Below are 12,978 nucleotides of genomic sequence, written 5' to 3'. Positions count from 1 at the left end.
CTATCATCTATTCTCTACAAGAAGTATTTCCTTCCAAATAGCCTCTAAACGAGGATTTTCATTCAATTTTTCATTCGCAATTTGATTTTTCTTGGCAAATTTCATACGTTCTTCTGTGAGTGGATGAGAACTCAATAATTCGGGTGGGGCAACTTGTGAAGCATCTTCTAAAATCTTAAACAGCCCCAATAATCCTTTTGTAGGAATTTTATTTTCTTTTAAAGTCTTCATCGAACTGTCATCGGCTTCAGCTTCCAATTCTCGTGAATAGCCCAAATTTTGTAATTTATTGGCATTATCTAAAATGATGGCTGTAATTCCATTTAAGTCATTAGTAATCAAAGAAATAAACAAATAGCCTGATAAACTTCTAAAGATATTTTTCAGTGAATGCTTACGAGTTACATGGGCAACTTCATGCCCTAATAAAGCCGCAAATTCTTCCTTATTTTTCATCTTTTTAAGCAAGCCATTGAAAACAACAACATTACCACCAGGAAGTGCAAAAGCATTCACTATTTTTTCATTTACGACCGTTATTTTGATGGGATACGTAGTTTTAAAATCAATTTCTTTGGCAAATTGATTGGCAAGTTTGCTCAAATTTTCATTTTTTGTCAGATTCAACTCACTACTCATTTCACCTTTTTTAGGTGCTTGAATCATGTTATCGAACATCATATCACCCCATTTTATTTCATACTCTTGCGGAACGGTCAAAGCTAAATTTTCAGCAACTGAAGGCAAAATATATTTATAAACGCCCACACAAAGCAATAATAAAACCGCTGTGATACCCACAAACACGCCAAGTCCTTTATTCAATGCCCAAAAATATTCTTTCTTAAAAAACTCATAATCAGGGTATTGTGCAGATAGAGCTTTTACAAAATCAGGGTCATTACATTCAATAGTTTGTTGAGGAAAGTCTCCGTATTTAAAAATATTGGTATTTCCCACAAACTCAGTTTGCTTAATATCCTTCAATTGCCAATGAATGGAAGACATTGTTCCATCAGGTTTTTCAAGCCTAATGTCCCAATGTCCATACGATAATTTTACAGTACCTTCCTGAATAGCAGAAGTTACACCATCAAAATATTTTATCTTAAAAGTATTCATTACATTAAGTCAAGGTCTAACATATCCACCATATCATCACCCGATGCGTCTCTGTATTCTGCTTCAGTTTGTACCAAAGAGTTTCCGTCAAAATCTCCTTGCACCCAAATATTGGACATAAAAAAGCGAAAATTACGAGCTTGAACCCAAGGAAAAGCTAATCCTAAAGAAAAAATCAACATCAAACCATTTACTAATGTCAAAACAAAGAAATCTCCACCTTTGGCAGTTGAACGAATGGGTAGAGCTTTTCCATCTTGTTCTGCATAAACATTTTCGATAAAATACTCAAATAGCTCCATTTGATACCAAAAAAAGTAAATACCAAAACTTAAACCCGTCAGCATTCTTCCTTTAAGATTCAGCCAAAAGAAATCACTTCCATTGCCCGTATATTGAAATGTAATATTCCCAAAACGAATATTACCGATGATATAAGTGCGAAGATTATTAATAAACCAAGAAGTATAAATGCCTAAAGTAATGATAGTTAGAAAGGCATCTTTTAGAAACTGTTTGGTTAAAGTCCCTCTATCACCACGATACCCAAAGTGAATGCCTCGCCAAGAACTTCTTGAAGAACGATACCTCATTGAACCATGTAAAGCGATAGGAACTAAAAATAATAAAATAATATAAAATACAATAATAACCACGAGAGTTACTGTTGTATTTCCTGATAATTGAGCCGAAATTAATGCACCATACAAAATACCAATCACAGCAACAACTTTAATAAAACCTCTAAACATTTCTTTTCCTGTACCATGAAAAGTAAAATTTGAACCATCAAATTCGGTATGTTGATAATTGTATTTTAAAATAGACGCTTTTGCCCAAGGGTAATATAGCCCTAATGTTAAAATAGTTAGTAGCCAATTGACGATGTAGATTTTAAATAATTCAGTGCCATCTCCGTGATAAGTAAATTGTCTGAATTGTGGTTGTTCGTTTTCCATTCGTAGTTTCGGTTTATTTGTTTTAAAAGAATGCAAGAAATAGATTTTTTAAGAATAAACAAAGCGGATTTATTGTACGGTAAATCGATTGATAGTCGATAATGAAAGTTTACCTTTGAAAACAGAAAATAGGATACCTTCCTACATTAAGAAACTTTATATTATCAATTCTAAACAAAATTTTCCTGAGACAGTTAAAATCTTAATACAAAACTTAAAATATGTCACAAATATCCATTTTCTGGTTTCGCCGAGATTTACGTTTACATGATAATGCGGGTTTGTACCACGCCCTAAAATCAGGAAAGCCTGTATTGCCTATTTTCATTTTTGACAAAAATATCTTGGATAAATTAGAAGATAAAAAGGACAAACGAGTACAATTTATCCATAATGCTCTTTCTGAAATTCAAGAGCAATTACAGCAATTAGGCTCAACATTATTGGTAAAATACGGAACTCCCGAAGAAGTTTTCCCTGCTTTGTTGAACGAATATGAGGTGTCTGCAATTTTCACAAACCACGACTACGAGCCTTACGCCCAATTAAGAGATGAAGCCGTCAAAGAATACGCCATGACCGAAACAACTGATTTCTACACTTTTAAAGACCAAGCTATTTTTGAGAAAAACGAAGTTTTATCGGGAGCCGGAACGCCATATACCGTTTTTACACCTTACAGTAGAAAATGGAAAGAAAAAGTCAACGCTTTTTATGTAAAGTCTTACCCGAATGAAAAATATTTTGGCAACTTCTTGAAAACCAATAAAATAGAAATTCCAACCCTTGCCGATATGGGTTTTCAATCGACTGCGACGGTTTTTCCAAAGAAAGAAGTTAGAGAAAGTATCGTTAAAAATTACGCTGAAAAAAGAGATTTTCCTGCAACTGAAGGAACAACAAGATTATCAGTGCATTTACGTTTTGGAACAGTCAGCATTCGAGATTTGGCAAGAACTGCTCAAAAATTATCCGAAACTTGGCTTAATGAATTGATTTGGAGAGATTTCTACTTCAATATTTTGCATCATTTTCCGCACGTCGGGCAAGGACTTGCTTTCAGAAAGGAATATGATAAAATTCAATGGCGAAATAATGAAACCGAGTTTAAAAAATGGTGCGAAGGGAAAACGGGTTACCCAATTGTAGATGCAGGAATGCGAGAACTCAATACCACAGGTTTTATGCACAACCGTGTCAGAATGGTAGTTGCGAGCTTTTTAACGAAACATTTATTGATTGATTGGCGTTGGGGAGAAGCATATTTTGCCCAAAAATTATTAGATTTTGACCTTTCTGCCAATAATGGCGGGTGGCAATGGGCATCTGGAAGTGGTTGTGATGCAGCACCATATTTCAGAGTTTTTAACCCAAGATTACAAACTGAAAAATTTGATAAAAACTTAGAATATATCAAGAAATGGGTTCCAGAATTAAATAGTTTCGACTATCCTCTTCCAATGGTTGACCATGATTTTGCCAGAAAAAGAGTCTTAGAAGTATATCAAAAGGCATTGAAAGGTGGTGAGTAGATATTAGGTTTTAGTTGTTAGGTGTTTGGTTTTAGGTATTAGTTATTCTCTAAGACCTAAAACCAAACACCTAACAACTTTACTCTCAATAAAACTTCATACTATTTCTAAGTCCTGAGAATTTTTTAATATCTAAAGCTAAAGAACCTATTTTCAACTCTACTTCTGCACGTACTGGAATCTTATTGGCATCGTCTGTAACCCATAATTTCACTGCTTCTTCATCTTGAAAAAAGTTATTTTTAGGTAATTGAGGGGTAATTTTGAAAGTATTAATTTTCCCAAACTTGGTTTTAACCACTTCTTTACCTCGATATTTCAGTCGCATATTATAAACTTCTCCTTCAAAAAAGAAAACAACTGGCACACTTTCTCCAATTGTCATTTTTGAGAAATCAATCGTTCTCAAAAAATAGTATCCACTCACTACATCTTGAATATTATCAGGTACTTTGTACGTTTTTTTCTCATTATCATCGTCCAAATCATACTGTTTTGCCGTATTTGAGGTATGATTAAAGACAATTTTTTGCTCATTCTTGTACGTTCCTTCCTGTTTTTTCTGATAAAATTGTTGTGGCAAAATTAAGTCTGTATCAATATAGGATGTCCAAACGTCACGGACTTTTGTGAACCAATCTGTCATACCGAGCGTACGAGCTACAATATCAACTTTGTAGCATTGGCGACCATTTGAATTTTGGAATTTATCATCAACATCAACGATAGCTTCGGCGGCATTCACAAATCCATAGTGAACACGATATTCAATATGTTCGCCCGTTGTAAAACTATTTTGTTCTATAACACGCTCACGTTCAGCCGATTTGAAACTCAAAGCTGTAAACAAAAAGGAAGCTGCAAAAAATAATCTTTTCATTTTGGTTTATACTATTCGTTATATTTTGATTTCATGTATTGTAAAAAAGCCTCAAAATCTCCCTTAAATTTATCCCTAAACATTATTTCAAATTCATTTTTCTTTGAATTATAAGTCTTAAAACTGACAAAATAAGCATTATTGGGCAAATCATTTTTATTCAACTGATGCTTCGGAAGGTTGGGTAATTGAGCATAAATTGAATCTTTACTACGCTCAATTTTTTCAATTAACGCATATTTTAAGGAATCCTTATATTTCGACGAATAATTAGGCTTAAAGTTTCGGTAGAGGCTATCTAATTTTATCGTTCCTCGATTGAGATGCCGAATAAATTTATCTCTAAAAACTCTACCTTGTACGTATTTTTTATAAATATCAGAATCACTTCCATGCTTATATTTCAGAAAACGTTTTGCTCCATAATCACCCACAAAATTGGCTAAATTCTCACTGGTTTCATGGTTATTTTTTACATAAATCGTTCCATGCGTCATTTCGTGGATAATTAAACTCGCCAACTTTCCATCTGAATAATACAACATACTTGACAAAATAGGTTCTGGCAACCATCCCAATGTTGAATACGCAGCCGCTTGCCCCATTTCTGTATCATAACCTTTTGACTTCCAATACTTTTCTTCTTTAACTGCCGCAGTAGAATCAAAAAAACCTTTGTAACTGAAATTGCCTATAAAAAGCCCCACAATAGGAAAATTAAACATTCTGGCTTCCATTTTATAGCGTTCAGCTACCGTGAGTAAATGCACCAACGGTTTTCCTTGTTGGTCGTAAAGTGTTTGATAAACATTGGGATTATCTTGTAAATTGAGTGAATCAATGGCATATTTTCGAACTTCTTGAATATACAAAATTCGTTTTTTCAGGGAGTCAGGGACAGATTTGTCTTGCAAAACTTCCTTTAATGGACGAGTATTAAAAGCTACGTCTAAACCACCTTTAGCTTGTTGATAAAGATAAACGACCCAATCTTTTTGCCAAACAATAAACCCCAAGATTAGTAAAAATGCCATCAAAAAACGTCTTTTCTTACGTTTATTTTGAATTTGTTGCTGATAAAAAAACATACTTTTAGAGGAATTGCAATTCGGTTTCTGAGTAATGCTGTAAATATTGATAGAATGTTTAGCCTAAATATCAACATTTTATATCTGAAAATAAATGGATAAATCCGAAAAGTAATACAAATAACTAGTCTTGTTTCATATCCCCATAAAAAATATCCGTTTTTATTTCGTCTTTTCATTGACAAGCCCTATCTTAAAATTGTATATTTGCAAGAATCGTATTGAGGTCGGAAGTCTTAGGGCAATAGGCTTTGGTATAAAATCAAGATTTTCCAACTGTGAAAATCAGCTAAACCATATCCTTTTATTTATCCCAAACAATACAAAACCAACAGACAGATGATTCCAGGCGAAAAAACCGCAAACATTATTAGAATGAAACTCTCTGAATTTAGATTCGATCTACCCAACAATCTTATATCACTTTACCCAACCGAAAATAGAGGTGAATCGAGAATGATGGTTGTTAATCGTAAAACACAAACCATCGAACACAAAATGTTTACGGATATTTTGGATTATTTTGATGACGGCGATGTAATGGTAACGAATGACACTAAAGTTTTTCCTGCTCGTTTATTTGGTCAAAAAGAAAAAACAGGGGCAAAAATTGAAGTTTTTTTACTCCGTGAATTAAATCGTGAACACCGTCTTTGGGACGTTTTAGTTGACCCAGCTCGTAAAATCCGTGTAGGTAATAAATTGTACTTTGGTGATAGTGACTTAGTTGCCGAAGTAATTGATAATACTACTTCTCGTGGACGTACAATCCGTTTCTTATACGATGGCGACCATGATGCTTTGATGAAACAAATCCATTTATTGGGTGAAACACCACTTCCAGACGAAATCCGTTTCAAACGTAACGTTGAACCTTCTGACGAAGAGCGTTTCCAAACAATTTATGCGGATAAAGTTGGTGCGGTTGCGGCTCCAACAGCAGGTATGCACTTCTCTAAAATCATTATGAAGCGTTTGGAACTGAAAGGAATTGAGTTTACGCCATTAACACTTCATGTTGGTTTAGGTACATTCCGTCAAGTTGATGTTGAAGATTTGACAAAACACAAAACTGATTCTGAAAACTTCAACATCACGCAAACAACTTGTGATGTTGTAAACTCAGCAATTGACAATAAGAAAAGAATTTGTGCAATCGGAACAACTTCAATGAGAGCTTTAGAATCTTCTGTTTCGGCAGATGGTCACTTGAAGCCAATCGAAGGCTGGACAGATAAGTTTATCTTCCCTCCTTACGATTTCAGAATTCCAAATGCACTTTTAACAAACTTCCACTTACCTGAATCTGTATTAATTATGATGACTTCAGCTTTCGGTGGGTTTGAGTTAGTTCGTGAGGCTTATGAAATTGCTATCAAAGAAAAATACAAATTCTTTACGTATGGTGATGCCATGTTGATTATCTAATTTTAAAGTAACACAGACTTTAGTCTGTTGTATTATTTACAGACTGAAGTCCGTGTTACTTTAAATATCTAAATTCATTTGAAGTTAAATCTTCCAATTTCACCTCTCCTATTCTTACTCTGACTAATTTCAGAACTTCATAGTCTAATTTATAGCACATTCTTCGTATTTGTCGATTCATTCCTTGAATTAAAATAATTTTAAAGGTAAATTCATTCACTTTTTCAACTCTACAAGGCAAGGTTTTTCTCCCTAAAATAGTGATTCCTTCTGACATTTTTTGAATAAAATCTTCATCAATGATTTTGTCAACTGTCACTAAATATTCCTTTTCCGTTTGATGCTCACTTCTGAGTGTTTTGTCAAAAAGTCGCCCATCATTGGTTAAAATCAGCAATCCTTCCGATTCTTTGTCTAATCTTCCAACGGGAAAAAGTTCTTCTTCAAAAGGTAAAATGGCTTTTAAATTATCTTCTATTTCAAGGTTTAAGGTAGTTTCAATTCCTCTTGGTTTGTAATACACAATATAAAGAAATTGCTTTCCTTCTTTCAAAACCTGTTCTTCGTAAACCACAGAATCTTCTGGATTAATCACCACATTTTCAAAAACAGGAGTATCGTTTACCAATACTTTTCCTTCTAAAATCAACGCTAAAGCATTTTTATTAGAAATTTGTAAGCGTTTTACCAAAAGATATTGAAGCCGTTTTCTAAAAGTCATTTTCTGGGTAGAGACGTTGCCCGCAACGTCTGTTTATTTCCATTAATAAATAGATGTTGTTGAAACATAATGATATATTCCATTAATCAAAAGACGTTGCAGGCAACGTCTCTACAAAAGACCATCATCCGCAAAACTCAGATATGCTTTATCGGTAAATATCACATGGTCTAAAACAGGTACTTCCAAATACGTACCAGCTTCTCTCAGTTTTTTAGTTAAATTTTTATCCGCCTGACTCGGTGTAAGATTTCCCGATGGATGATTATGGGCAAGAATAATAGCACTGCAAAGATTCTCCAAAGCCACTTTAAAAATCATCTTGGGGTCAGCAACCGTTCCAGAAACGCCTCCGCTACTGATTCGTTCACATTTTAATACGTGATTGGCTCGGTTTAAAAGAATAATCCAAAACTCTTCGTGTGGTAAATCCATCAAATGTGGCTTTAAAACTTCGTAGGCATCACGTGAGCAAGTAATTTGTGGACGTTTGGGGGCTTCGCTATCTTTACGCCTTCTACCAATCTCCAAAGCACTCACAATAGTAATTGCCTTCGCTTCGCCAATTCCTTTGAATTTAGAGAGGTCTTTGACCGTCAGACGAGCTAACTGATTCAAATCATTACTGACACTTTGAAGAATGAGTTTTGCCAAATCTACAGCGGTCATATTTTGAATTCCTGTTCCAATGAGGATACCCAGTAATTCAGCATCTGACAATGCCGATTTCCCTTTCAGTAGAAGTTTTTCTCTTGGGCGGTCTTCTTCAGCCCAAGATTTAATGTTTAGGTGATTATTTTCGTAGAGATTCATTTTTATCGTTAAAAGTGTATTTTCTCGATAAATATAATTGAATTACATGTAAAACAAAAAGACCTTACTTTTCAGTAAGGTCTTTTCAAACAATATCTTTAAGCCATATTAAGCTATTTTATTCACTAACTTAGCTAACTTTGATTTCAAGTTAGAAGCTTTATTTTTGTGAATAATGTTTCTTTTAGCTAATTTATCTAAAGCAGAAGAAACTTTTTTGTAAAGGTCAGTTGCAGTTACTTTATCATCAGTATCACGCAATTTTCTTACCATCGAACGGGTAGTTTTATGCTGATAACGGTTACGTAATCTTTTTGCTTCGTTAGCTCTGACTCTCTTTAATGCTGATTTGTGATTTGCCATGTTTATTTCCCGAATAAATATTGGTTTTCTGTTTTCTAAATTTGAAGTGCAAAGGTACGGCTTTTTTATTAAATCACAAATTGGAAAAAGTAATAAATTAGCTCGTCGGTAGTATTAACTTAAATATTTACTTATACATTTATGTAAAAAAACAATAATTATTTCATAACATTCACACTATCAATTACTTAATAAAAGATAAAAGTATTAATCTCCACATCTAAAAGCGTATTTACTTAAACTACAATTTCAAACTTTATGCAAAAAACATTCTACTATTCATGCTTATTTTTGTTTTTCATTACTCCTCTAACCATTGTTGCCCACAAAATTCAAAGTAATATCAATAAGGATTATACTGAAAAATATCCTAAACAACATTCCATTTGGGGATTTTTTGCTCATCAACGCATCAATCGTTTGGCAATTTTCACGCTTCCGCACGATATGATGCCTTTTTACAAAACACACCTTCGGTATTTGATGGAACATTCCGTTGCACCCGACCAAAGGCGTTACGCAGTCAAAGACGAAGCCCCACGCCACTATATTGACTTAGATGCTTACGGCGATAGTGCTACTTATAAACTTCCTATCTTTTGGAAAGATGCCGTTGAAAAATTTACGGAAGATTCCTTGCTCAAACATGGTATTGTTCCTTGGCACATTCAATTCATGAAATTTCAATTAACAAAAGCTTTTCAAGAAAAAGATGCTCAAAGAATCTTGAGGCTTTCGGCTGAAATTGGACATTATATTGCCGATGCCAACGTTCCCTTACATACAACTTCAAACTATAACGGTCAGAAAACCAATCAGATAGGCATTCATGGCTTTTGGGAATCTCGTTTGCCAGAATTATATTCGGATGATTACGATTTCTTTGTGGGAACTGCTGAATATGAACGATTTATCGGTAAAAGAACTTGGCAAGCCGTCAGAAATGCCAATTCTGCTTTGGATTCCGTTTTGGTTTTTGAGCGACAATTAAATGTTAATTTTAAGGAAACCAAGAAATACAGCATTGAAGAACGAAACGGACAAAACATCAAAGTTTATGCTAAGGATTACGCTAAAAAATATCATCAATCGCTTAATAATCAAGTAGAAAGACAAATGAAAAGTGCTATTAAAATGATTGGAGATTTCTGGTTTTCGGCTTGGGTGGACGCTGGGCAGCCCGATTTGACGGCACTTTTAGACTTCAAATTATCTGAACAACAGAAAAAAGAGGAAGAAAAAGAGCAAAAATCTTGGATAGAAAAATTGTTTAAAGTTCGTGAGGAGAATTGACTATGGCACGCAGATAACGCAGATACTTCGCAACGCAGATTTTCGCAGATTTTCATTTTGTGTCATGTATTTTATAAAGGTAAATTGTCAAATTTTCTCTTTTAAAATCTGTTAAAATCAGCGTTGCCACAAGGCATCTGCGTCATCTGCGTGCCATAATCATTATCTTTGCACTATGAAATCACAAATCATTTTAAAAACAGGTAAAGAAAATCCTGTAAAACGCTTTCACCCGTGGGTATTTTCGGGAGCAATTGCAAAAATTATTGGCTCACCCAAAGACGGTGAAGTGGTGGACGTTTTAGATTCGTTTAAAAACTATCTTGCCACAGGACATTACCATGAAGGCAGTATTGCCGTAAAAATATTCTCGTTTAAGGAAATTGAAGATGAAGTAAATTTTTGGTTTGAAAAAATTCAGAAAGCTTACGATGTACGTCAATTAATTGATTTTCAAGACACTAACTGTTTTCGTTTGATTCATGGTGAAGGCGATGGTTGCCCTGGACTCATCATTGATTATTATAATGGCGTAGCAGTTTTTCAAGCTCATAGCATTGGAATGTACCTTGAAAAAGAGAAAGTTTCACAGGCTTTGCAGAAAGTTTTTGGCGATAAATTATTGGCAGTTTACGATAAGTCTCACGAAACTCTACCAAAACAGTTTGCGGAAAATGTAAAAAATGGCTATTTATTTGGTCAATGCACTGTTCCACACGAAGTTGCTGAAAATGGTTTTAAGTTTTTAATTAACTGGGAGACGGGTCAAAAAACGGGCTTTTTCCTTGACCAAAGAGATAATCGTGCATTGTTAGCCAAATATTCTAAAGGCAAAAAAGTTTTAAATTCATTCTGTTATTCGGGTGGATTTTCGATGTATGCTTTAGGGGCTGAAGCGGAATTAGTGCATTCGGTGGATGTTTCTCAAAAAGCCATTGATTTGGTTACGCAAAATATTGAAGCTAATAATTTCCAAGATTTGAATCACGAATCTTATGCAGAAGATGTGATGAAATATTTGAAGGCAAACGACCAATTTTATGATTTAATCGTGCTTGACCCACCTGCTTATGCTAAAAATGTAGCAACTCGCCACAATGCTATTCAAGGTTATAAAAGATTAAATGCTGAAGGATTTAAACGTTTGGCAAAAGGTGGAATTTTGTTCACTTTCTCATGTTCGCAGGTAGTTGACAGAGAATTGTTTTATAATACTGTTGTTTCTGCGGCTTTGGAAGCGGGCAGACAAGCAAGAGTTTTACACCATCTCACTCAACCTGCCGACCACCCCGTAAATTTCTTTCATCCAGAAGGAAGTTATTTAAAAGGTTTGGTTTTGTATGTTGAATAAATGCTAAGGAGACTAAAATCAGAACAGATACAACAAGAAAAGGGGTATGATTTGAGAAATCATACCCCTTTTTACTTTTACTCTTTTCTTCATTCCTCCTATCTTAATCCACAAATCTAAAGATTCTACTCCATCTAATTTTGCTTAAGAAAGATTTATTAGGGTCAAGTGACATCCAAACGAAAACAGCTTTTCCAACTACGTGATTTGCAGGAACAAATCCCCAATAACGTGAATCGGCTGAATGATGACGGTTATCTCCCATCATGAAATAATAGTCTTGTTTGAAAGTATAGGAAGTAATCGTTTTTCCATCAATACTGATTTTATAACCTTCAACCACTACATTTTTATTACCTTCATAATATTTGATGATATACTTATACTTGTCAACACTTTGTGAGTCCAATTGGATAGTTACACCTTCTTTCGGAATCCAAAGTGGTCCATAATTATCTTTATTCCAAACATAAGACTTACCCGCCATTGGTGTTGCAGAGGCTTCATTAGTCATGCCATCTTCACCGTCTGGTGTTCCTTTGGGTGCTTTCAAGATTTCAGCACTTACAAAAGTTTTCAATTTTTTAAATTCTTCAATATTTTCAGAATACGTATTTACAACGTAATCATGAAGTCCCGCAATCGTCGAATCTTGAGCAGTCAATTGAACTTCTTGCCAGTTATAATTTGGCTGTCCAGTGGCATCAATACCATTGGCAATATCATATTTATCAAAGAATTCATCTGTTAAAGTTTCCTTCACTTTAATCAAATATTCGTGTTGCATACGCTTTGGATTTTCCATTGGTTTTCCATCAATGTAAACTTGCGTATCACGAATTTCTAAAGTTTTGCCTGGTGTTCCTATACAACGTTTGATGTAATAAGTACGTAAGTCAACGGGTGCATCTCCATCGGGTGCATAGTTTGGCACATTAAATACAACGGCATCACCTTGTTTAACGTCTGAAAAACCTGGCAATCTTTTAATTGGTAAATCTAACCAAGTTAAATATGAAGGTAAATCTGTACCCCAAATTTTCTGGTGCGTTAAAGGTACTTGCAAAGGCGTTTTAGGAGTACGAACTCCATAATGCAACTTACTCACAAACAAAAAATCACCAACCATCAAAGAACTCTCCATTGAGGGTGTTGGAATTGTATATGCTTCAAAAAAGAAGAAACGAATAAGTGTCGCTGCAACTACCGCAAAAACGATTGAATCAAGCCACTCACGAAAAGCTGATTTCTGAACTGGTTGTTTTTTTTCTGACATTTTATATTAAAATAAATTCTAATGATTCTTAACTTAATTGTTTAGTCGCAATTTGATAGAAAGAATTACAAATTATTTGAACTATGATTTGAAAAAATAAAGATTTGAAGGATATTTCTTTTGTTGAAATTATCCTTCAATCTTTTAATCCT

General features: G+C 34.3%; 12 protein-coding genes. 4 read left to right on the top strand and 8 right to left on the bottom strand.

Annotation, left to right across the window (positions count from 1 at the left end; all coding sequences use genetic code 11):
- Positions 1-3: 3 nt before the first annotated feature.
- Complete coding sequence (locus VB796_RS16160) at positions 4-1,122, bottom strand: M48 family metallopeptidase (protein WP_323347603.1); 1,119 nt, start codon at positions 1,120-1,122, stop codon at positions 4-6.
- Positions 1,122-2,081, bottom strand: a complete 960-nt coding sequence (locus tag VB796_RS16155; RefSeq protein WP_323347602.1) for a YjgN family protein — start codon at positions 2,079-2,081, stop codon at positions 1,122-1,124. Before VB796_RS16155 ends, VB796_RS16160 begins: the two co-directional genes overlap by 1 nt.
- Before the next feature lie 221 nt (positions 2,082-2,302).
- Between VB796_RS16155 and VB796_RS16150 the strand changes: the two genes are divergently transcribed.
- Complete coding sequence (locus tag VB796_RS16150; RefSeq protein WP_323347601.1) at positions 2,303-3,613, top strand: deoxyribodipyrimidine photo-lyase; 1,311 nt, start codon at positions 2,303-2,305, stop codon at positions 3,611-3,613.
- Between the two features lie 85 nt (positions 3,614-3,698).
- Here VB796_RS16150 and VB796_RS16145 read toward each other — a convergent pair whose 3' ends face one another.
- Together VB796_RS16145 and VB796_RS16140 are read right to left on the bottom strand one after the other, a co-directional pair.
- Positions 3,699-4,493, bottom strand: coding sequence for a DUF3108 domain-containing protein (locus VB796_RS16145; protein WP_323347600.1), 795 nt, complete (start codon positions 4,491-4,493; stop codon positions 3,699-3,701).
- Between the two features lie 11 nt (positions 4,494-4,504).
- On the bottom strand, positions 4,505-5,581 hold the full coding sequence (locus VB796_RS16140) for an aminopeptidase (RefSeq protein ID WP_323347599.1): 1,077 nt from the start codon (positions 5,579-5,581) through the stop codon (positions 4,505-4,507).
- A gap of 375 nt (positions 5,582-5,956) precedes the next feature.
- Between VB796_RS16140 and queA the strand changes: the two genes are divergently transcribed.
- Positions 5,957-7,009 carry a tRNA preQ1(34) S-adenosylmethionine ribosyltransferase-isomerase QueA gene (gene queA / locus VB796_RS16135; RefSeq protein WP_323347659.1) on the top strand — a complete coding sequence of 351 codons (1,053 nt, stop codon included), beginning with the start codon at positions 5,957-5,959 and terminating at the stop codon, positions 7,007-7,009.
- Between the two features lie 55 nt (positions 7,010-7,064).
- On the opposite strand, the gene VB796_RS16130 is transcribed toward queA, so the two are convergent.
- The 3 genes from VB796_RS16130 to rpsT form a co-directional block, all read right to left on the bottom strand.
- A complete protein-coding gene (locus tag VB796_RS16130) occupies positions 7,065-7,730 on the bottom strand; it encodes a pseudouridine synthase (RefSeq protein ID WP_323347598.1) in 666 nt (221 codons plus the stop codon).
- Positions 7,731-7,841: 111 nt separating this feature from the next.
- Positions 7,842-8,543 carry a RadC family protein gene (gene radC, locus VB796_RS16125; RefSeq protein ID WP_323347597.1) on the bottom strand — a complete coding sequence of 234 codons (702 nt, stop codon included), beginning with the start codon at positions 8,541-8,543 and terminating at the stop codon, positions 7,842-7,844.
- A 108-nt stretch (positions 8,544-8,651) separates the two neighbouring features.
- The gene (gene rpsT / locus VB796_RS16120) at positions 8,652-8,906 is read right to left on the bottom strand and encodes a 30S ribosomal protein S20 (RefSeq protein ID WP_109741035.1); all 255 of its coding nucleotides are present in this window, start codon (positions 8,904-8,906) and stop codon (positions 8,652-8,654) included.
- A 258-nt stretch (positions 8,907-9,164) separates the two neighbouring features.
- Here rpsT and VB796_RS16115 point away from each other — a divergent pair, with 258 nt between their 5' ends.
- Positions 9,165-10,199, top strand: a complete 1,035-nt coding sequence (locus VB796_RS16115) for a zinc dependent phospholipase C family protein (protein WP_323347596.1) — start codon at positions 9,165-9,167, stop codon at positions 10,197-10,199.
- A gap of 175 nt (positions 10,200-10,374) precedes the next feature.
- Entirely contained in the window at positions 10,375-11,550 is a 1,176-nt protein-coding gene (locus tag VB796_RS16110) for a class I SAM-dependent rRNA methyltransferase (RefSeq protein ID WP_323347595.1), read from the top strand.
- Positions 11,551-11,653: 103 nt separating this feature from the next.
- Here the strand turns inward: VB796_RS16110 and lepB are convergent, their stop codons facing one another.
- Entirely contained in the window at positions 11,654-12,826 is a 1,173-nt protein-coding gene (lepB, locus tag VB796_RS16105) for a signal peptidase I (RefSeq protein WP_323347594.1), read from the bottom strand.
- Positions 12,827-12,978 lie beyond the last annotated feature (152 nt).

It is taken from the genome of Arcicella sp. LKC2W (assembly GCF_034931005.1).
In the GTDB taxonomy this organism is placed as follows: domain Bacteria; phylum Bacteroidota; class Bacteroidia; order Cytophagales; family Spirosomataceae; genus Arcicella.
Note: the sequence above shows the minus strand (reverse complement) of the source record. Positions and strands in the feature narration are given on the sequence as shown.

Bases quoted from the DNA above. Each gene is read 5' to 3' on its own strand.
- VB796_RS16160 (WP_323347603.1), bottom strand. From the start codon at position 1,122: ATGAATACTTTTAAGATAAAATATTTTGATGGTGTAACTTCTGCTATT.
- VB796_RS16155 (WP_323347602.1), bottom strand. From the start codon at position 2,081: ATGGAAAACGAACAACCACAATTCAGACAATTTACTTATCACGGAGAT.
- VB796_RS16150 (WP_323347601.1), top strand. From the start codon at position 2,303: ATGTCACAAATATCCATTTTCTGGTTTCGCCGAGATTTACGTTTACAT.
- VB796_RS16145 (WP_323347600.1), bottom strand. From the start codon at position 4,493: ATGAAAAGATTATTTTTTGCAGCTTCCTTTTTGTTTACAGCTTTGAGT.
- VB796_RS16140 (WP_323347599.1), bottom strand. From the start codon at position 5,581: ATGTTTTTTTATCAGCAACAAATTCAAAATAAACGTAAGAAAAGACGT.
- queA (WP_323347659.1), top strand. From the start codon at position 5,957: ATGAAACTCTCTGAATTTAGATTCGATCTACCCAACAATCTTATATCA.
- VB796_RS16130 (WP_323347598.1), bottom strand. From the start codon at position 7,730: ATGACTTTTAGAAAACGGCTTCAATATCTTTTGGTAAAACGCTTACAA.
- radC (WP_323347597.1), bottom strand. From the start codon at position 8,543: ATGAATCTCTACGAAAATAATCACCTAAACATTAAATCTTGGGCTGAA.
- rpsT (WP_109741035.1), bottom strand. From the start codon at position 8,906: ATGGCAAATCACAAATCAGCATTAAAGAGAGTCAGAGCTAACGAAGCA.
- VB796_RS16115 (WP_323347596.1), top strand. From the start codon at position 9,165: ATGCAAAAAACATTCTACTATTCATGCTTATTTTTGTTTTTCATTACT.
- VB796_RS16110 (WP_323347595.1), top strand. From the start codon at position 10,375: ATGAAATCACAAATCATTTTAAAAACAGGTAAAGAAAATCCTGTAAAA.
- lepB (WP_323347594.1), bottom strand. From the start codon at position 12,826: ATGTCAGAAAAAAAACAACCAGTTCAGAAATCAGCTTTTCGTGAGTGG.